The organism is Cupriavidus sp. GW821-FHT07C08 (genome assembly GCF_059419025.1).
Window position 1 is genome coordinate 575,088 of sequence record NZ_JBWKQZ010000001.1, and the last position, 20,110, is coordinate 595,197.

18 protein-coding genes are annotated in these 20,110 nt (G+C 66.2%); 1 reads left to right on the forward strand and 17 read right to left on the reverse strand.

The window, feature by feature from the left end:
* Positions 1 to 16: 16 nt before the first annotated feature.
* The 16 genes from AC07UK_RS02780 to ndk form a co-directional block, all read right to left on the reverse strand.
* Complete coding sequence (locus tag AC07UK_RS02780; RefSeq protein ID WP_114132553.1) at positions 17 to 586, reverse strand: phosphoribosyltransferase; 570 nt, start codon at positions 584 to 586, stop codon at positions 17 to 19.
* Positions 587 to 711: 125 nt separating this feature from the next.
* The gene (locus AC07UK_RS02785) at positions 712 to 2,052 is read right to left on the reverse strand and encodes an adenylosuccinate synthase (RefSeq protein ID WP_436222099.1); all 1,341 of its coding nucleotides are present in this window, start codon (positions 2,050 to 2,052) and stop codon (positions 712 to 714) included.
* An 85-nt stretch (positions 2,053 to 2,137) separates the two neighbouring features.
* Positions 2,138 to 3,289 (reverse strand): ATP phosphoribosyltransferase regulatory subunit, encoded by a 1,152-nt coding sequence (locus AC07UK_RS02790; protein WP_013957211.1) that lies wholly within the window; start codon positions 3,287 to 3,289, stop codon positions 2,138 to 2,140.
* Between the two features lie 199 nt (positions 3,290 to 3,488).
* On the reverse strand, positions 3,489 to 4,397 hold the full coding sequence (gene hflC, locus AC07UK_RS02795) for a protease modulator HflC (RefSeq protein WP_013957212.1): 909 nt from the start codon (positions 4,395 to 4,397) through the stop codon (positions 3,489 to 3,491).
* 10 nt (positions 4,398 to 4,407) lie between these two features.
* The gene (gene hflK, locus AC07UK_RS02800; RefSeq protein ID WP_436222100.1) at positions 4,408 to 5,766 is read right to left on the reverse strand and encodes an FtsH protease activity modulator HflK; all 1,359 of its coding nucleotides are present in this window, start codon (positions 5,764 to 5,766) and stop codon (positions 4,408 to 4,410) included.
* A 163-nt stretch (positions 5,767 to 5,929) separates the two neighbouring features.
* Positions 5,930 to 7,174, reverse strand: a complete 1,245-nt coding sequence (gene hflX / locus AC07UK_RS02805; RefSeq protein WP_436222101.1) for a GTPase HflX — start codon at positions 7,172 to 7,174, stop codon at positions 5,930 to 5,932.
* A gap of 225 nt (positions 7,175 to 7,399) precedes the next feature.
* Positions 7,400 to 7,639: an RNA chaperone Hfq gene (gene hfq, locus AC07UK_RS02810; protein WP_010809431.1), complete on the reverse strand. Its 240-nt coding sequence runs from the start codon at positions 7,637 to 7,639 to the stop codon at positions 7,400 to 7,402.
* A 210-nt stretch (positions 7,640 to 7,849) separates the two neighbouring features.
* The gene (gene der / locus AC07UK_RS02815; RefSeq protein ID WP_035816329.1) at positions 7,850 to 9,193 is read right to left on the reverse strand and encodes a ribosome biogenesis GTPase Der; all 1,344 of its coding nucleotides are present in this window, start codon (positions 9,191 to 9,193) and stop codon (positions 7,850 to 7,852) included.
* Between the two features lie 219 nt (positions 9,194 to 9,412).
* Complete coding sequence (bamB, locus tag AC07UK_RS02820; RefSeq protein ID WP_436222102.1) at positions 9,413 to 10,588, reverse strand: outer membrane protein assembly factor BamB; 1,176 nt, start codon at positions 10,586 to 10,588, stop codon at positions 9,413 to 9,415.
* Positions 10,589 to 10,656: 68 nt separating this feature from the next.
* Positions 10,657 to 11,289 (reverse strand): tetratricopeptide repeat protein, encoded by a 633-nt coding sequence (locus AC07UK_RS02825; RefSeq protein WP_013957217.1) that lies wholly within the window; start codon positions 11,287 to 11,289, stop codon positions 10,657 to 10,659.
* Positions 11,290 to 11,358: 69 nt separating this feature from the next.
* Positions 11,359 to 12,729: a histidine--tRNA ligase gene (gene hisS, locus AC07UK_RS02830; RefSeq protein WP_436222103.1), complete on the reverse strand. Its 1,371-nt coding sequence runs from the start codon at positions 12,727 to 12,729 to the stop codon at positions 11,359 to 11,361.
* 39 nt (positions 12,730 to 12,768) lie between these two features.
* Positions 12,769 to 14,061 carry a flavodoxin-dependent (E)-4-hydroxy-3-methylbut-2-enyl-diphosphate synthase gene (gene ispG / locus AC07UK_RS02835; protein WP_436222104.1) on the reverse strand — a complete coding sequence of 431 codons (1,293 nt, stop codon included), beginning with the start codon at positions 14,059 to 14,061 and terminating at the stop codon, positions 12,769 to 12,771.
* 48 nt (positions 14,062 to 14,109) lie between these two features.
* Positions 14,110 to 15,096: a RodZ domain-containing protein gene (locus AC07UK_RS02840; RefSeq protein ID WP_494685292.1), complete on the reverse strand. Its 987-nt coding sequence runs from the start codon at positions 15,094 to 15,096 to the stop codon at positions 14,110 to 14,112.
* Complete coding sequence (gene pilW, locus AC07UK_RS02845; RefSeq protein ID WP_436222106.1) at positions 15,089 to 15,868, reverse strand: type IV pilus biogenesis/stability protein PilW; 780 nt, start codon at positions 15,866 to 15,868, stop codon at positions 15,089 to 15,091. The genes AC07UK_RS02840 and pilW overlap by 8 nt, the downstream gene beginning before the upstream one ends.
* Positions 15,865 to 17,019, reverse strand: a complete 1,155-nt coding sequence (rlmN, locus tag AC07UK_RS02850) for a dual-specificity RNA methyltransferase RlmN (protein WP_114132545.1) — start codon at positions 17,017 to 17,019, stop codon at positions 15,865 to 15,867. Before rlmN ends, pilW begins: the two co-directional genes overlap by 4 nt.
* A 53-nt stretch (positions 17,020 to 17,072) precedes the next feature.
* Complete coding sequence (ndk, locus tag AC07UK_RS02855) at positions 17,073 to 17,498, reverse strand: nucleoside-diphosphate kinase (protein WP_013957223.1); 426 nt, start codon at positions 17,496 to 17,498, stop codon at positions 17,073 to 17,075.
* Positions 17,499 to 17,872: 374 nt separating this feature from the next.
* On the opposite strand from ndk, the gene AC07UK_RS02860 reads away from it, so the two are divergent.
* Entirely contained in the window at positions 17,873 to 18,577 is a 705-nt protein-coding gene (locus AC07UK_RS02860) for a Bax inhibitor-1/YccA family protein (RefSeq protein ID WP_013957224.1), read from the forward strand.
* Positions 18,578 to 18,646: 69 nt separating this feature from the next.
* Here AC07UK_RS02860 and rlmD read toward each other — a convergent pair whose 3' ends face one another.
* Entirely contained in the window at positions 18,647 to 19,975 is a 1,329-nt protein-coding gene (rlmD, locus tag AC07UK_RS02865; RefSeq protein WP_494685475.1) for a 23S rRNA (uracil(1939)-C(5))-methyltransferase RlmD, read from the reverse strand.
* Positions 19,976 to 20,110: the final 135 nt, after the last annotated feature.

Sequence of the window (20,110 nt, forward strand, 5' to 3'; positions counted from 1 at the left end):
TTCAACACGCGCGCGTTCAGCCGCGCGCGTCGTCATCCAGCAGGCTGGCACGCTTGCCGCGCTTGAGCCAGGCGGCCAGGTTGTGCGGGCGCAGCGTGTCGTACTCTTCGAACGGCTGGTGGATCCAGGGGTTCGACGGCAGGAAGGTCACGTGGTAGTCCGGCTCGACCTTCGAGCACGCCTTGTACCACAGCACGGCCGAACGCACCTCGGTCACGGCCGGATAGCGCTCCTTCAGGTGGCGGCCCACGCGTTCCAGCGTGATACCCGAATCCACCAGGTCGTCGACCAGCAGTACCCTGCCCGTCAGCTCGCCGCGGGTCATGGTGATGTACTGCGCGATGTCCAGGTTGCCCTGCTGCGTGCCCGCGGCCTCCCGGTAGCTGCTGGTGGCCAGGATGGCCAGCGGCACGTCGAAGATGCGCGACATCTGGTCGCCCACGCGCAGCCCGCCGCGCGCCAGGCACAGGATCTTGTCGAACTTCCAGCCCGACTCATGCACGTTCAGCGACAGGCGTGCGATCAGGCGATGGTATTCGTCCCAGGAGACCCACAGGTTCTCGTCATCGTTCGTTGGCAGGTTCATCTTTTTACGCTTTATATCGTCGGGTCGATTGACCGATATGGCTCGGCCCGCTTGCGCGGGCCGATTTATTTCTGGCGGGCCGCAGCGCTCGTGGCGCCGCTGCCTTGTGGTGTGCTGCTGCCGGGTCAGGCCTTGTACGGATGACGCAGCAGGATGGTCTCGTCGCGGTCCGGGCCGGTCGAGATCATGTCGATCGGAATGCCGACCACTTCTTCCACGCGCTTCAGGTAGACGCGGGCCTGCTCAGGCAGCGCGTCCCACGTCTTCACGCCGAAGGTCGACTCGTTCCAGCCGGGGAATTCCTCGTAGACGGGCACGCAGCGCGCCACGGCATCAGAGCCGCGCGGCAGGATGTCGACGGTCTTGCCGTCGAGTTCGTAGCCCACGCACAGCTTGATGGTTTCCAGGCCATCGAGCACGTCCAGCTTGGTCATGCACAGGCCGGACACGCCGTTGATCTGCACCGAGCGCTTGAGCGCGGCGGCATCCAGCCAGCCGGTGCGGCGCGGACGGCCGGTGACTGAACCGAATTCCTTGCCGACGTTGGCCAGGCGCACGCCGACCGGGTCCTGGCGCGACGGGTTGTCGTTGTCGTACAGCTCGCTCGGGAACGGGCCCGCGCCCACGCGCGTGCAGTAGGCCTTGGTGATGCCCAGGATGTAGTTCAGGCGGCCCGGACCGACACCGGCGCCCGCTGCGGCCGCACCGGCCACGCAGTTGCTCGAGGTCACGAACGGATAGGTGCCGTGGTCCACGTCCAGCAGCGTGCCTTGCGCACCTTCGAACATCAGGTTGCCGCCGGCGGCATTGACCGCGTACAGCTCGGCCGACACGTCGGCCACCATCGGCGCGAGGCGCGGCGCGTAGGCCAGCGCTTCATCCAGGGTCTGCTGGAAGTCCACGGCTTCGGCGCCCAGGTACTGGGTCAGCATGAAGTTGTGGTAGTCCAGGTTCTCGCGCAGGCGTTCGGCGAACTGCTGCGGATCGAACAGGTCCTGCACGCGCAGCGCGCGGCGGGCCACCTTGTCTTCATAGGCCGGGCCGATGCCGCGGCCGGTGGTGCCGATCTTGGCGGCGCCACGGCGGGCTTCGCGCGCCTTGTCGATGGCAACGTGGTACGGCAGGATCAGCGTGGCGGCCTCGGAAATGCGCAGGCGGTTCTGCACCTGCAGGCCGGCGCTTTCGAGTTCTTCGATTTCACGGAACAAAGCTTCGGGCGACAGCACCACACCGTTGCCGATGTAGCAGACCGTGCCGTCACGCATGATCCCGGACGGGATCAGGCGGAGAATGGTCTTCTTGCCACCGATGATCAGCGTGTGGCCAGCGTTGTGGCCACCCTGGAACCGCACCACGCCCTTTGCCTGGTCGGTAAGCCAATCGACGATTTTTCCTTTGCCTTCGTCACCCCATTGGGTGCCGATCACGACGACATTGCGTCCCTGGCCTACTGCGGATGCGGACATATTGCTTTGGTCAATAGGTTAAAAACGTATTCTACTCTTGTTGCCGGGCGATTCTCGATTTTTGGGCACGCCCGGCGCCCAAGCGTCAGCGCGGCACCACGGCCCAGCCGGCATCCTGGCGCACCAGCTGCCGGTCGCAATTGAACTCATCGAGCTCGTGGGTATGGCCCGGCAGCGACTGGATCACGATCTCGCCGGCCGCACGCAGCGTGGAAATCGCGGCCCGGAGTGCCGGATCCGCATCCCACGGCGCAAAAATCGCCTGGGCGCGCACTTCCACGGGCGACAACGCCGCCACTTCACGCAGGTCCAGCGAGAAACCCGTGGCCGGACGCGCACGGCCGAAGGCCTCGCCCACCTTGTCGTAACGGCCGCCACGCGCCACGTAATTGGGCAGGCCGGCAACATAGGCCGCGAACATCACGCCGCTGTGATAGTGGTAACCGCGCAAATCCGAAAGGTCGATATTCACGCTGGCACCGCGCACCTGCACCGCCAGTGCCGCCAGTTCATCCAGCGCGCGGCCGATGGCCGGGCTGGCCGGCAGCGTCGCGCGGGCGCGCTCGATCACGTCCACGCCGCCGTACAGTGTCGGCAGCGCCAGCAGTGCATCGCGCTCGGTCTGCGGCATGCCTGCGGTCAGCTCGCGCAGGGCCGGCACATCCTTGGTTTCCAGCGCGGCAAAGAGCGCGTCCTCGATCTTGCGGATCGACGGCAGGCCCGCCAGCAGCGCTTCCAGGATGCCGGCATGGCACAGGTCGATGCGGACATCCGACAGCCCAGCCGCCTGCAGCGCGGCCAGCATCAGGTCCTGGATCTCGACGTCGGCTTCCAGGCCGGCATGGCCATAGATCTCGGCGCCGATCTGGATCGGCTCGCGCGTGGCGTGGAAACCCGCCGGGCGCGCATGCAGCACGTTGCCCGCGTAGCACAGGCGGGTCACGCCCGGGCGGTTCAGCAGGTGCGCGTCGATGCGCGCGACCTGTGGCGTGATATCGGCACGCAGGCCCATGGTGCGGCCCGACAGCTGGTCCACCAGCTTGAGCGTGCGCAGGTCCAGGTCATGGCCGGTACCGGTCAGCAGCGACTCCAGGTATTCCAGCATCGGCGGCATCACCATCTCGTAGCCGTAGGTGCGGAACAGGTCCAGCATGCGGCGGCGCAGTTCTTCGATCTTGCGCGCTTCCGACGGCAGCACGTCGGCAATGTTTTCTGGCAGCAGCCAATGGTTGGACATAGTGAATCTCTTCTCAGTCAATCTCGTCTCTGTCATTCGGTTTGCCTCGAGGCAATGCCCCCAAGGCGCCCGTGCCTGACCAGGAACTTCATTGCAGGCGCCGCGCGCCCGCGCCATCACTCAGCGAGGATGGCTCCAGCCGGACAAAACCCCGGCAAGCCGGGGTTTCGTCAATTCGCCACACGGACAAGCGACGGTGCTAGCGCTTGCCTCCGGATCCGCCCGAGGCCGCCGCGGCGGCACCGCCGCTGGAACGCATGTAGCGGAAGAACTCGGAGTTGGGCTCAAGCACCAGCACGTCGCGCTTGTCGCGGAAGGTGTTGCGGTAAGCCTCCATGCTGCGCCAGAACTGCGCGAACTGCGGATCGCGGCCAAACGCATCGGCATAGATCTGCGAGGCCTTGGCATCGCCCTGGCCCTTGATCACCTGGGCGTCGCGATAGGCCTCGGCCAGCACCACTTCGCGCTGGCGGTCGGCATCGGCGCGGATCTTCTCGCCCTCGGCGGCACCGGTGGAGCGCAGCTCGTTGGCCACGCGCTTGCGCTCGGCCTCCATGCGGCGGTACACCGATTCGCTGATCGCAGGCAGCAGGTCAACGCGCTTGAGGCGCACGTCCAGGATCTCGACGCCCACCGACTTGGCGTATTCGCTCATGCCGTTGCGGATGGCCTGCATCACCTGCTCGCGCTCGCCGGCAACCACGTCGGCCACGGTGCGCTTGCCGAACTCCTCGCGCGCCACCGAGTCGATGCGTTGGGTCATGCGGTCCTGCGCGCCGCGCACGTTGCCGCCGAAGGCGACAAAGAACTTGCGCGGATCGGTGATGCGCCATTTGACGAACCAGTCCACCACCATGCTCTTCTTCTCGGCGGTCAGGAAACGCTCGCTGGCGGCCCCGTCGATGGTCTGCAGGCGGCGGTCCATGAACACCACGTTCTGGAACGGCGGCGGCAGCTTGAAGTGCAGGCCGGGCTCGCGCACTACCTGCTTGATCTCGCCGAAGGCGAACACCACGGCGTACTGGCGCTGGTCGACCACGAACAGCATGGACGAGACCACGGCCAGCAGGATGAAAAAGCCAATCGCGAAGGAAATCAGTCGGTTCATGACGGTCTCCTCAGCGCGAGTCGCGGTCGCGGTTGCGCATCGATTCGCGCGAACGGATATCCGTCGATGCATCCGGCGCGGGTGCCGGCGTGCTCGCGGCACCCGGCTGGCCCGGTTGCGGCGCGGCGCGGCCATCGGCCTGCGCCATCAGCTTGTCCAGCGGCAGGTAGAGGAGATTGTTGCCCTGGCGCGCGTCCACCAGCACCTTGGTCGAATTGCTGTAGATCTGCTGCATGGTTTCCAGATAGATGCGGTCACGCGTCACCTGCGGCGACTTGGCGTACTCGGTCTGCACCGAACGGAAGCGCGAGGCATCGCCCTCGGCCTGCGCCACCACGCGGGAGCGGTAGGCTTCGGACTCTTCCTTCAGGCGCGCCGCGGTACCCTTGGCGCGCGGGAGGATGTCATTGGCATAGGCCTGGCCTTCGCTGATCGCGCGCTCGCGGTCCTGGCTGGCCTTGTTGACGTCGTCGAACGCGGCCTGCACCTGCTCGGGCGGCTGCACGCTCTGCACGTTCACGGACAGCACACGGATGCCGGTCTTGTACGCGGTCAGGATGGCCTGGATCGACTTGGCCAGTTGCTGCGCGATCTGTTCGCGGCTCTCGTACAGCACCGCGTCCATCTTGTTGCGGCCGACGATCTCGCGCACCGAGGTCTCGGCGGCCTGCGTCACCAGTTCTTCATCGCCACCGCGGTCGGTCTTGTTGAAAAACAGGAATTCGCTGGCGTCCTGGATCACGTATTGCACGGTAAAGCGCACGTCGATGATGTTCTCGTCCTGCGTCAGCATCGACGAGTCTTTCAGGTTGCTGTCCTTGATCGACGTGGAGCGACCCACCTCGACCGAACGCACGGCCGACAGGTTGACGACCTCGGCCGACTGGACCGGCCAGGGCATGCGCCAGTTGATGCCGGGGCCGGTGGCGTACTTGAACTTGCCGAACTGCAGGATCACCGCAGTCTGGCCTTCCTGCACCATGAAGAAGCCGCTGGCCAGCCAGATGCCGACCACCGCTGCCACGATCACGCCAGCGCCCACGCCCGAGCCCTTGCCCGGCGTGCGCGGGCCGCCAAAGCCCTGGTTGCCGCCGCCGTTGTCCTTGCGGCCGAGCAGGCCGTTCAGGCGGCGGTTGAAGTCGCGCCACAGCTCGTCCAGGTCGGGCGGGCCGCCGTCCTGCTGCGGACGCTGGTTCTGCTGGCGGTTGTCGTCGCGACCGTCCTTCTTGTCGTCGTCGTCCTGACCGTTGCGACCCCAGCGCGGATCGTTCAGCGAGAAGATGGCGCGCAGGCGCTGCCAGCCCGCGCGCAGCGCGAAGCGGCCGCCTGGTGTCAGGCTCGAATCAGCATTCCGGGGAAACTGGGGCATGAAGTGCACGGGTCCGGGGAAGTTTGTAACAGGGGGATTCTAGCAGTCATCCGAGCCACTTTTGGCCAATTCGCGCAATCCCGGCGGCAATCGCACCGGAATTGGGCATAAGCTCCGGCGAACTGGCGGCGAACCGGCGGCGAATTGACCGCGAATTGACGGGTTAAAGCCTGCCCGCATCCCCCGCATCGGGGTCGTCGCTGCCGTCAGCCACGCCGCCATCATCGGCACTGTCGTAATGCGGCACGTCGGCCAGGCGCGGATCATAGGGTTGCGGCTCGGGCGGGCGGCTGGCCAGCCATTGCGCCACCTCGACCACGGCCTCGCGCAGCGCATCCAGGCCCATCCCCTCGCGCGCGCTCAGGAACACGCGGGTGGGGATACCGTCCTCGTCGCGCTCCAGGCGCGGGCCCTGCTCCAACAGCTCAGGCGCGGCATCGATCTTGTTCATCACCACGATCTGCGGGATATCCAGCGCGTTGATTTCCGCCAGCACGCGGTTGACCTGCTCGATCTGCTCGTGGCGCACCGGGCTCGATGCATCCACCACATGCAGCAGCAGGTCGGCATGCACGGTCTCGTCGAGCGTGGCGCGGAACGCCGCCACCAGTTGCGTGGGCAGGTCGCGGATAAAGCCGACCGTGTCGGACAGCACCACGTTGCCCAGGCCATCCAGGAACAGCCGGCGCGAGGTGGTGTCGAGCGTGGCGAACAGCTGGTCGGCCGCATAGGCGCCAGCCTTGGTCAGCGCGTTGAACAGCGTCGACTTGCCCGCGTTGGTATAGCCCACCAGCGAAATGCTGAGCGTGTCATTGCGCGCGCGGGCCCGCCGCTGCGTGCTGTGCTGGCGCTGCAGCCGCGACAGATCCGACTTGAGCCGCTTGGCGCGCTCGTCCAGCATGCGCCGGTCCAGCTCGAGCTGGCGCTCGCCAGGGCCGCCGCGCATGCCGATGCCGCCCTTCTGCCGCTCCAGGTGGCTCCACGCCCGGACCAGCCGCGACGCGCGGTACTGGACCTGCGCCAGCTCCACCTGCACCTTGCCGACGTGGCTCTGCGCGCGCTGCCCGAAGATGTCCAGGATCAGGCCGGTGCGGTCGATCACGTGGCGGTTCAGGAAGCGTTCCAGGTTGCGCTGCTGCGCCGGGCTCAGGGCGTGGTTGAACACGACCACGTCGGCATCCAGCGCGTCGGCGGCCTCCTTCAGCTCCTCGGCCTTGCCCGAGCCGATGAACAGCGCCGGATCCGGCCGCGAGCGGCGGCCCGTCAGCGTATGCACCGGCAGCGAGCCGGCGGTAGAGGTCAGCAGCGCCAGTTCACTGAGGCTTTCCTGGAAATCATGCTTGCCGAAGTCGACGCCGACGAGAATGGCGCGCGAGGGGGCGGTATTGGAAGTGGCTCTGGGGTCCAAGGGAGGGCGCGAAAGCGCAGGGAAAAACGGGTTCAGGGGGAAGGCGGGCGGATGTCGGACTCTGTCCTGGCCCCTGCCGGGACAGGCCGCCGCATGATGCGGAACGTGGCGGCAGCGGCGGCTGCGTACGCAACCGCCGGGCCGCGCGGCACCGGGCGCGATGGCGCACCGGCGCCGGGCATCGGTGCGGCGCCGCGGGGCGCCCGCACGATGCCCGCAAGGAGATCAGGCCTCGGCGGCGTCATCCACGCGGAAATTGACCGCGCGCGCAGGAACGACAGTGGAAATCGCATGCTTGTAGACCATCTGCGTCACGGTGTTGCGCAGCAGGACGACATACTGGTCGAACGATTCGATATTGCCTTGCAGCTTGATGCCATTGACGAGGTAGATGGAAACCGGCACGTGCTCTTTGCGCAGCGCGTTCAGGAACGGGTCTTGTAGCAGTTGCCCTTTGTTGCTCATGGCACACTCCAAATTTATAGGTTTAGTGATGAATGATGGGGATGGAAGTCCCCGGTTCAAGTCAGTCGGCGCAAAAACGCGCCAGAAAAAGATCAAAAACGGTACCAAGTCGGCGTCAATGCACAGGGAACCCCCTGTTACCGCAAATTTAGCCGCAGTTCCAAACGAACGCAAACGAAAACTTGCCCCGCCAGGGATCCGATTCCGGACTCAATCCTTCGAGTCCGCGTACGGATTTTTGTTCGTACGAAATTCGATGCGAAGAGGGGTGCCCTTGAGCTTGAATGCCGTACGGAAACGATTTTCCAGGTAGCGCCGGTAGGTTTCCGCAACGCCCGACAGTGCATTGCCGTGGATCACGATAATGGGCGGATTCGAGCCGCCCTGGTGCGCGTAGCGCAGCTTGGGCCGCGATGCGCCGACCCGCTTGGGCTGCTGGAATTCCACCGCTTCCTGCAGCACACGCGTGAGCTGCGGCGTCGGCAGCTTGACCATCGCCGCGGCGAACGCGTCATCGACCGAACGCATCAGCGCGCCAATGCCGGTACGCTCGCGCGCCGAGACAAAATGGAAATTCGCGAAGCTCAGGAATTGCAGCTTGCGTTCCAGGTCGTGCTTGATGCGGTCGCGGGTATGGCCGTCGAGCCCATCCCATTTATTGACGCCCACCACCAGTGCGCGGCCCGACTCCACGATAAAGCCTGCGATGTGCGCGTCCTGCTCGGAAATATCCTGTTGCGCATCGAGCAGCAGGATCACCACGTTGGCATCGGCGATCGACTGCAGCGTCTTGACCACCGAGAACTTCTCGATCGCCTCGAACACCTTGCCGCGCCGGCGCAAGCCCGCCGTGTCGATCAGCGTGTAGGGCTTGCCGCCGCGCTCGAACTCCACGTAGATGGCATCCCGGGTGGTGCCGGGCATGTCGAACGCGATCACGCGCTCTTCACCGATCAGCGTGTTGACCAGCGTGGATTTCCCCACATTGGGGCGCCCGACGATGGCAATCTTGACGCCCTTGCCTTCGTCCGAAATCTCTTCGGCCAGCTCGGGGCGCTCCTGGACCGCGAGCTCGATGGCCTCGTCGACCAGTTCGCTCACGCCATCGCCGTGGGCAGCGGAGATCGCGTACGGATCACCCATGCCCAGCTCATAGAAATCGGCCGCCACCGAGGTGTACTTCATGCCCTCGGCCTTGTTGACCGCCAGCATGATGCGCCGGCCGGTCTTGCGCAGGTAGTCGGCAATGGCGCGGTCCTGCGGCGCCAGGCCCAGGCGGCCGTCGACGATGAAGATCACCACATCGGCCTCGACCACGGCCTGCTTGGTCTGCTTGGCCATCTCGGCGACGATGCCTTCCTTGACCACCGGCTCAAAGCCGCCGGTATCGATGGCAATGAACGGACGTTCGCCGATGCGCCCTTCCCCGTAATGGCGGTCGCGCGTCAGGCCCGGCAGGTCGGCGACAAGGGCGTCGCGCGATCGGGTCATGCGGTTGAATAGCGTCGACTTCCCTACATTGGGGCGGCCGACTAATGCGATAACTGGTTTCATGCAATAAACGGAAACGGGGGCCGGCACGCCGCCCCCCGGTAACTCCGGAGTCAATGGATCCGACGGCACGCCGCGCCACCTGGGCGCGGTCTGCCGCTTGTCCTGTCGGGCGCGGCGCCGGGTCAACGGACCCGCTGCAATTGCCGCGCTAAGGATCATGCTACCGGATTCGGCGCTGGCCGTACCGACAGGTGTACGGCAGCGCGCATTGGATACCTGTCAGCCAGGCTGGAAACCGTAGACGTCGCCGTCGCGGGTCTGGATTACCATGGTCTGCCCCGCCATCACGGGCGCGGCGGTGATGGCACTGCCATCAGTCTTCATGCGTGCGATGACCTGGCCGTCTTCGCGCGACAGGAAGTGTACATAACCTTCAAAATCGCCCATTACCACCGAGCGGCCCAAGGCCAGTGGCGCGCCCAGGCGGCGGTTGCGCAGGTCGTTGTTCTTCCAGCGCTCGTTGCCGTTCTGGCGGTCGAACGCATGCACGACCGACTGCTCATCGCTGGCGTAAATCGCATTGTCATCCTGCGCCGGGCCGCTCGGCGACGAGAAATCCTTGCCCCACTGCGGCTGGCCGCTGGCCAGCTCCAGGCAGGCCACCCGGCCCTGGAAGGTGGTGGCGCAGACCTGGCGCCCGCTCACCATCGGCAGGCCGGTGACGTCGTTCAGGCGCTCGATCTCCGACACGCCCTTCGGGTACGAGACCGCGCTCTCCCAGCGCAGCACGCCGTTGCCCGGCGTCAGCACGCCCAGCTTGCCGCCGGGGAAGCCCATCACGATGCCGTCGCCGGCAAACACCATCCCCATCGACGCACGCAGGTTCAGCGGCGTCTGCGAGCGCTGGTAGATCCAGCGGCGCTCGCCGGTCTCGGCGTCCAGGCCGAATACGCGCGTGTCGGTGGTGCGCACCACCACCAGGCCGTTGCCGACCAGCGGCGCCGACAGCACCTCGCCGTTGACCTGCTTCTTCCAGATCTGCTTGCCGCTGGCGTCAAAGGCATAGATGGCGCCCTTCTCGCCGGCGACCGCCGTCACCGAGCCATCGCTGCCCGGGCCTGAGGTCAGGTCCAGGTCGGCCTTGGCCTTCCACAGCACGCGCCCGCTGGCGCCTTCCAGCGCCATCACGTTGCCATTGTTGGAAGACACGTAGACGTTGTTGCCCGCCGCGGCCGGCTGCATCGAATAGGGGCCGCTCTTGCCCACGTCGGCCTTCCAGGCCTGGCGCACCGACAGCGTGCCCGAGACCGGCTTGAGTTCGGCGGGCGGGTGCTTGTTTTCCTTGCTGAACAGCGAGCAGCCGCCCAGTGTGGCCAGGCAGGCAACCGCCACCAGCGCACGGGTCATGGTGCGGGCGGGCTGGCGATGTACGGCACGGGAAAGCACTGACGTCATAGGGTTACGGTCCTGTTTATACGATCCGCTGGATATGCGGTGTTTGCACGCGTTCGGGAGCGGCCGGATCAGGCCGTGCCCAGCGCATCGAGCTTGAACTGGATAATCTGGCGCATCGCCGGCTCGTCCTGGCCCAGCTTGTCCAGCGCCTTGCGATAGGCCGTGCGCGCATCGTCGCGCTTGTCCTGCGCGGCCAGCAGGTCACCGCGGCGGTCGGCATACAGCGCCACGAACGCTGCCGGCGGTTCATCCTTGAGCAGCGCCAGGCCCTTGTCGTAGGCCTTCTCGTCGAGCAGCACGCCGGCCAGACGCACGCGCGCCAGGTGCGAGTAGGCTTCGTCGCCGTGGTCGATGGCCCACTGCAGCTGGCTCTTGGCCGCGGCCAGGTCGCCCGCATCGTACAGCACGCGGCTTGCTACCAGCGCGCTCATCTGCCCATAGGCGGTGCGGCCGTACTTATCTTCCAGGTCGGTCGCGGCGCGCTTGATGCGCTCGATGTCGCGCGCCTCGGCGGCCTTGAGCACCTGCTCATACAGCACCGCGGCCTCGCCGGCCTGCCTGCGTTCCCAGTACTTCCAGCCGTTCCAGCCGGCAAACGCCAGCAGCGCGACGATCAGCACCCAGGTCAGCGCATTGCCGTACTGGCGCCACCAGGCCTTCAGATTCTCAAGCTGTTCCTGTTCTTCTAGATCGTAAGCCATGTCGAGGCAATCACCTGCGTTGGGTTGGGTACTCGTGTACTGGGGTGTTCCGGCTGGCCAGCGCGCGATTTATTCGCTCGCGCCGACCATGGCGTCGATCAGGTAATCGACCAGGCCTTCGGCCGGCACGGTGGCCTGTTGCCCACCGCCTTCGGCCTGCTCGCGCTGGCGAAGTTCCTTGACCTGGACTACGCCGGCGGCCACTTCGTCCTCGCCAATGATAACGGCATAGGCCGCGCCGCTTGTGTCGGCGCGCTTCATCTGCGACTTGAAGCTGCCGCCCTTGCCGTCGGGGCTGGCGTGCAGCACCACGTCCAGGCCCGCGTCGCGCAGCCGTTCCGCGGCGATCATCGCCTGCTGCGCGGCGGCTTCGCCCTGGTGCACCAGGTAGACGTCGCAGCCCGCCGCGTCGGGCACCACGCCTTCTTCGCGGATCAGCTCGATGATGCGCTCGATGCCCATGGCCCAGCCGCACGCGGGCGCGGACTTCCCACCCATCTGCGCGATCAGCGGGTCATAGCGCCCGCCGCCGGCGATGGTGCCTTGCGCGCCCAGCTTGTCGGTGATCCACTCGAACACCGTCAGGTTGTAGTAGTCCAGGCCACGCACCAGGCGCGGGTTGATCTTGAACGGGATGTTGTTGGCCTTGAGCAGGCGCTGCACGCCCTCGAAGTGCGCCAGCGACTCTTCGCCCAGGAAGTCGATCAGCTTGGGCGCGTTGGCCGCCATCTCCTGCAGCGCCGGGTTCTTGGTGTCCAGCACGCGCAGCGGGTTGGTGTACAGGCGGCGCTTGCTGTCGTCGTCCAGGATGTCCTGGAAGTCTTCCAGGTACTTGATCAGCTGTTCGCGGTGCGCGGCGCGCTCATGGGCCTGCCCCAGCGAATTGAGCTCCAGGCGCACGCCTACCAGGCCCAGGTCGTCCCACAGGCGCTGGCACATCAGGATGATTTCCGCATCCACGTCCGGGCCGGCAAAGCCCAGCGCCTCGGCGCCGAGCTGGTGGAACTGGCGGTAGCGGCCGCGCTGCGGGCGCTCGTGGCGGAACATCGGGCCGGTGTACCACAGGCGCTTGGGGCCGTCGTACAGCAGGTTGTGCTCGATGGTGGCGCGCACGGCCGCGGCGGTGCCTTCCGGGCGCAGCGTGAGCTGCTCGCCGTTGAGCGAATCGGTGAAGGAGTACATCTCCTTCTCGACGATGTCGGTGACCTCGCCGATGCCGCGCACGAACAGCTGCGTATGCTCGACGATCGGCGTGCGGATCTGCTGGTAGCCGTAGGCGCGCAGCATGGCGCGAGCGGCATTCTCGAAATGCTCCCACAGCGGCGCGTCCGCCGGCAGCATGTCGTTCATGCCCTTCACGCCCTGCAGGGCCTTGGCGGGGCGCACCTTCGGTTCGGTCTTGGCACCGCCTTCGGCGGCCACGTTCTCGGATTGCGTCATTCTGTTCTAGTCAGGCTGCTGGCACCCGGCCGGTCCGGCTCAGGCTGCCACTTCTTTGTCGGTCCGCGCAGCGCCCGGGCCGTAATGCGTGCGAACGTATTCATCTACGATCGCCTGGAACTCTTCTGCAATGCGCTCGCCGCGCAGCGTCTTCACCTTGACGCCGTCGACGAACACCGGCGCCGCCGGCGATTCACCCGAGCCCGGCAGCGAGATGCCGATGTTGGCGTGCTTGCTCTCGCCCGGGCCGTTGACGATACAGCCCATCACGGCCACATCCATTTCCTCGACGCCCGGGTAGGCGGTCTTCCAGTGCGGCATCTGCTCGCGCAGGTAGGTCTGGATGCTGGCCGCCAGTTCCTGGAACACCGTGCTGGTGGTGCGCCCGCAGCCCGGGCACGCAATCACCATCGGGGTGAAGTTGCGCAGGCCCATGGTCTGCAGGATTTCCTGCCCCACGTACACTTCCTTTTCGCGCGGCGCGCCGGGTTCCGGCGTCAGCGAGATGCGGATGGTGTCGCCGATGCCTTCCTGCAGCAGCACCGACAGCGCCGCGGTCGAGGCCACGATGCCCTTGCTGCCCATGCCGGCCTCGGTCAGCCCGAGGTGCAGCGCGTAGTCGCAGCGGCGTGCCAGCTCGCGGTAGACCGCGACCAGTTCCTGCACCTGCGACACCTTGCACGACAGGATGATCTGGTCGCCCGGCAGGCCGATTTCCTCGGCCTTCTTCGCCGAATCGATGGCGGAGGTGATCAACGCCTCGATCATCACGCTCTGCGCCGGCCACGGCTCGGCGCGCCCGGCGTTTTCGTCCATGATCCGTGCCAGCAGGTCCTGGTCCAGGCTGCCCCAGTTCACACCGATGCGCACCGGCTTGCTGTAGCGGCACGCCATCTCGATCATCTGCGCGAACTGCGTGTCGCGCTTGGCGCCCTGGCCGACATTGCCGGGGTTGATCCGGTACTTGGACAGCGCCTCGGCACAGGCCGGATAGTCCTGCAGCAGCTTGTGGCCGTTGTAGTGGAAGTCGCCCACCAGCGGCACATCCACGCCCATGCGGTCGAGCTGCTCGCGGATCGACGGCACCGCGGCGGCCGCCTCGGGCGTATTCACCGTGATGCGCACGATTTCCGAACCCGCGCGCGCCAGTTCCTTGACCTGGATCGCGGTGCCGATGGCATCGACCGTATCCGTATTGGTCATCGACTGCACGCGCACCGGCGCACCGCCGCCAATAGTCACGACATTGTCGCCCCACGCGACGCGCGCCTGGCGCGTCTGGCGGCGCGGCAGCGGACCGGGCAGGACCGGGAGACAGAGCTGTTGGTTCATAGCGTTACCACCTTGCAAAGACGCATCTTGCCGCACCTCGCGCCCGTGTCAGGGCAGCGTCAGGCGCGCCACGTTGTTGCGGTTGGCTGCCTTCAGGTCGACCGGCGTGCCATTGCGCGTCAGCGACTCGACGCCCTTGACGTTGCCGATCACCACCTTGTACGGGGCCGTGCCGCCACCGGCCATGGTCTGGCCAGCCTTGGCGGTACCGCCCATGACGATCTTGCCGCTATTGTCCCGGATCTCAAACCAGGTATCGGCGGCAAAGCGGATCTGCAGTTCGCCCTCGCCTGCTGGCGCAGCCGGTGCCGTGGCAGCAGCCGGTGCCGTGGCAGCAGCAGGCGCGGAAGCGGCGGCGGCGGGCAACACCGCGGCCGCGGGGGCTGCCGCGGCACTGGCCGGAGCGGTTTCGGCAGACGGCGCCGGCGAATCGCTGGCGGCCATGACCGGCGGCAGCGCCGCCGTCACGGTGCCGGCTTCCGTGCTCTGGATCACGGCAGGCGCTTCAGCCGTTACGGTCTCGGCAGCGCTGCTGCGCGCTTCGATCCATGCGCGGATATGGTCAAGCCCGAACCAGCCGCCCGCGGCCACCAGCACGGCCACCAGCGCCAGCCAGACCCAGCGGCCGCCGCTGCCGCCCGAGCGGAAGCGGTTGCGGTCGTCGAAGGCCGCATTGATGCCGCCCTCGCGCTGCCGGGCAATTTCCGCCACCTGCGCCACCGGGCGCGGCTGGAAGCGTGCCAGCAGCGGGTCGATGTCGACATGCAGCATGCGGGCATAGGCACGCATCACGCCCTTGGCGAAGGTCACGTCGGGCAGTGCCTGCAGGTTGCCGGCCTCGATCGCGCGCAGCTTGCCTGCAGCCACCTTCAGCCGCGCGCTGACGTCTTCCACCGACATCCGCTGCGCCTCGCGCTCGCGCGCCAGCGCTGCGCCGATCTCGCGCGCGGCGGCTTCGCGTTCTCCTTCGTGCGCGCCCCCGCCGACTTGTTGCGTCGGTACGGCCTGGCCTGCGGCGCGGTCGTGCTCACTCATCCCATGCTCCTTGTTCGTAGGCGGTCAACTCACGCGAGTCGGGGAAGCGGCTGCGCAGTTGCGCCCCAAGCGCATCCTGCGTGCGGCTGTCGCCCTGACGGTGGGCAATGCGCGCTCCCAGCCAGAGGGATTGCGCATTGACAAATTGGCTGCTGTTGACGCGCTGGACATACTGCCGGGCCTGCGCGAAGTCGCCGCGCCGGTAGAAGACCAGCGCGAGGTTGGTGTTGGCCACCGGGTTGTTGCGGTCGTAGCCGAGCGCGGCCTTCAGGTTCTTTTCCGCTTCGGCGCTGTTGCCCTGGCGCAGCTCGCACGCACCCAGGCTGATCAGCGGCTTGGCGGGGCCGCCCGCGGACGGCGCCGCCATCGCGCGCTGCAGCATCGGCACGGCTTCGCCGTAGCGCCCTTCCTGGCACAGGAACCAGCCGTAGTTGTTGAGCAGGTCGCCGTCGTTGGCACGCATCGACACCGCCGTGCGGAAGCTGTCGTCGGCCAGCGTCCGCTCATTCATGTTCATGTAGATCAGCGCGCGCACATGGTAGGCGTCGGCGAGCGCCGGATCGATGGCAATGGCCTGCTTGATCTCGTCAAGGGCGACCGCGTTCTGCCCGGCCTCCAGATAGTTGGTGGCCAGCTGCAGCCGGATGCCGGCGCGGCGCCTTGCATCGGTCTGGTCGGAAGCGGTCTGGGGTTCCTGCGCCGGCGCATGCGGTAGCTGGCAGCCGGACAACATCAGCAGCCCCAGCAGGGCCGCAGCGATCAGACGGATCATGCAGGGCGAACCTCCCGAGGCTGGCCGGAAGCAGTGACCGGCACCAGTGGCGTGATCTTGCCGAACTTGCCGCGCTCGGCCAGGCGCGTGCGGTCCTTCACTTCCCCGGCCAGCTGGCCGCAGGCAGCGTCGATATCGTCGCCGCGGGTCTTGCGGATGGTGGTCACGATGCCTGCATCCATCAGCACCTGCGCGAAGCGCCGGATCTGATCGTTGTTGGAACGCTTCAGGCCCGATTCGGGGAACGGATTGAACGGGATCAGGTTGAACTTGCACGGCACGTCGGCCACAAGCTTCAGCAGTTCCCGCGCATGCTCGACGCTGTCGTTGACGCCATCCAGCATGCAGTATTCGAAAGTAATGAAATCGCGCGGCGCGAATTCCAGGTAGCGGCGGCATGCCGCCATCAGTTCGGCCAGCGGGTACTTCTTGTTCAGCGGCACCAGCACGTCGCGCAGGGCGTCGTTGGACGCGTGCAGCGACACGGCGAGAGCCACCGGGAGATCCTTCGACAGCCGGTCCATCATCGGCACCACGCCGGAGGTGGACAGCGTCACGCGGCGGCGCGACAGGCCGTAGGCGTTGTCGTCGAGCATCAGGCGCATTGCCGGCACGACGGCGTCGTAGTTCAGCAGCGGCTCGCCCATGCCCATCATCACCACGTTGGAGATGACGCGGTCATCCTTGGGGCCGCGGCCCAGTTGTTCGCGCATGGCGAACTCCGCCATCCACAGCTGGCCGATGATTTCACCGGTGCTGAGGTTACGCGAAAAGCCTTGCTTGCCGGTGGAACAGAACCGGCAGTTGACGGCGCACCCTGCCTGCGAGGAAACGCACAGCGTGCCACGCGTTTCCTCGGGGATGTAGACCGTTTCCACCGCGTTGCCCTGGCCGACGTCGAGCAGCCACTTGCGCGTGCCGTCGGCCGACAGGTTGTCGGTGATGGCGGCAGGCGCGCGGATCTCGGCCCGCGTCGCGAGCTTTTCGCGCAGCGACTTGGCGAGATCCGACATGGCGTCGAAGCGGCTGGCACCGTAGTGGTGGATCCAGCGTTGCAGTTGCCGCGCACGGAACGGCTTCTCGCCGAGCTCGCCGCAATAAGCGGTGAGCGCGTCCGCGTCGAGGTCGAGCAGGTTGACGAGAGCGTTCATGACGGCAAACTCAGCTTCGGTGTCAGTCTAGTCCTGGCAGCAGCGCCGGACAATCAGCGGCTGTAGACGTTCATGCCCGGGAAGAAGAATGCCACTTCCACGGCAGCCGTTTCAGCAGCGTCCGAGCCGTGCACGGCGTTGGCGTCGATGCTGTCGGCGAAATCGGCACGGATGGTGCCCTTCTCGGCCTTCTTCGGGTCGGTGGCGCCCATCAGGTCGCGGTGCTTGGCGATGGCGTTCTCGCCTTCCAGGGCCTGGATAATGACCGGGCCGGAAATCATGAAGTCCACCAGGTCCTTGAAGAACGGACGCTCCTTGTGGACAGCGTAGAACTGCTCGGCTTCGCCGCGCGACAGGTGCACCATCTTGGCAGCAACGATCTTCAGGCCGGCGGCCTCGAAACGGGCGTAGATCTGGCCAATGACGTTCTTGGCCACGGCATCCGGCTTGATAATCGACAGGGTGCGTTCGATCGCCATGAAAAACTCCGAAAAATGAAGGGGTTACAAATGGATTAAACGTAGGATTCTAGCACGAAGACTATGACCCTTTCGAGGGTCTTCCCTGCTCTGGCGTGTGTCGGGCCACCCTTGCCGCACAACCCGGCATCAAGTAGATCAAAGAGCACATTACAACCTTGTCATGCCAGGAACACGCCGCCCCGGCTAACATCCAATGTGAGCGGCACCGAACGGGCGCAAAGCATGTGCGAGGTGACTCCTGGGTTACCCCGCCCTTGCAATTCAGCCCCCCAGGTGCCACATTGACGATGGTTCCGTCCGGGTTCCATACGAATCTTCGCATCCGAAGCCTCGCAGCCCCGGCGCCTCACCGTTTTGAGACAGGAGTCACCATGGATAACAAGCTGAACACCTACGGTTTCGGCAACAGTGCGTCGACCGTCACTGACGTCGTCGTTCGCAACCGGGTCTTGCGCAACACTTACTGGCTGCTGGCCCTCTCGATGATCCCCACCGTGCTCGGCGCGTGGATCGGCGTGGCCACCGGCTTCAGCTTCATGGCGGGCAGCCCCGGCCTGTCGCTGATCCTGTTCCTGGGCATCGCCTTCGGCTTCTTCTACGGCATCGAGAAGACCAAGAACAGCAGCATGGGCGTGGTCCTGCTGCTGGCCTTCACCTTCTTCATGGGCCTGATGTTGTCGCGCCTGATCGGCGCGACGCTGCAGTTCTCGAACGGGCCGGCGCTGATCATGTATGCCTTTGGCGGCACGGCGGCGGTGTTCGGCACGATGGCCACCATCGCCACGGTCAGCAAGCGTGATTTCTCCGGCCTGGGCAAATTCCTGTTCGTCGGCGTGGTCCTGCTGATCCTTGCTAGCGTCGCCAATATCTGGCTGCAACTGCCCTCGCTGATGATCACGGTTTCGGTGATCGCCATCGGCATCTTCTCGGCGTACATCCTGTTCGATGTGCAGCGCGTGGTGAACGGCGGCGAAACCAACTACATCACCGCCACGCTGGCGATCTACCTGGACGTGTACAACGTCTTCGTCAACCTGCTGGCGCTGCTGGGCATCTTCGGCGGCAGCCGCGACTGACGGCAACCTCCCCTGCAGCATGAAAAAACCGGCCTGATGGCCGGTTTTTCTTTGGTGCGCCCGCCGCGATCAGTCGCGATCGAACACCGCGATCGACTCCACGTGCGAGGTATGCGGGAACATGTTGACCACGCCCGCGCCGGCGAGCCGGTAGCCCGCCTCATGCACCAGCAGGCCGGCGTCGCGCGCCAGCGTGGCGGGGCTGCACGAGACGTAGACGATGCGCTGCGGCAGCACGTCGCTGCCCTGCTGCGCCAGTTCGCCCAGCGCCTTGCACACGGCCAGCGCGCCTTCGCGCGGCGGATCGACCAGCCAGCGGTCGAAGCGGCCCAGCGCGGCAATGTCCTCGGCCGTGACTTCAAACAGGTTGCGGCATGCAAACTCGGTCCTGGCCGCCAGCCCGTTGTATTCGGCGTTGGCCAGCGCACGCGTGGTCAGCGCCTCGCTGCCTTCGATGCCCATCACCGACTTGCCCTGCGTGGCCAGCGGCAGCGTAAAGTTGCCGATGCCGCAGAACAGGTCGAGCAGGCGGTCCTGCGGCTGCGCGTCGAGCAGGCGCAGCGCGCGGCCAATCAGCACGCGGTTGATCTGGTGGTTCACCTGGGTGAAGTCGGTCGGCTTGAACGGCATGCGGATGCCGAATTCCGGCAGCGTATAGGCCAGCTCGGCATCGGCCGGGTAGAACGGATAAACCGTATCCGGGCCCTTGGGCTGGAGCCAGAACTGCACCTGGTACTGGTCGGCGAAGGCGCGCAGCAGGTCCTTGTCGGCATCGGTCAGCGGCTCCAGGATGCGCAGCACCAGCGCGGTGACTTCCTGCCCCACGGCCAGCTCGATCTGCGGCATGCGGTCGCGGATCGACAGGCCGCCGACCAGTTCGCGCAGCGGCACCAGCATGGCTGACACATGCGGCGGCAGGATCTCGCAACGGGTCATGTCGGCCACATAGCTGCTCTTGCGCTCATGGAAGCCGACCAGCACCCCGCCCTTCTTGGCCACGTGGCGCACGGTCAGCCGCGCGCGGTAGCGATAGCCCCAGTCCGGCCCGGCGATGGGACGGAACACCACGTCGGGCTTCACCTTGGACAGGTGCCACAGGTTGTCTTCCAGCACGCGCTGCTTGATCGCCAGCTGGGCGCGCGAATCCAGATGCTGCATCGAGCACCCGCCGCAGACCCCAAAATGCTGGCAGCCGGGCTTCACCCGCATCACCGATTCCTGCCGGACCTCGACCAGATGGGCCTGCTCGTAGCTGGGCTTGCGGCGAAAGCTGCGGTAGCTGACGGTCTCGCCGGGCAGCGCGCCCTCGACGAAGATCACCTTGCCGGGCGTGCCATCCTCGTTCACCAGGCGGCCAACGCCGCGGGCCTCCATGTCGAGGCTGTCGATCGACACCACGGGATCGGCCGCGGGGGCGCCAGCGTCGGCGCGGGCACGGGACTCTTTTGCGGCGGGAGCAGCACCTTGATCGGCAACAGCGGCCGGGGCTGCCGGCGTTTCTTGTGGGGAGGACACGGCTTGGGACACCAGACG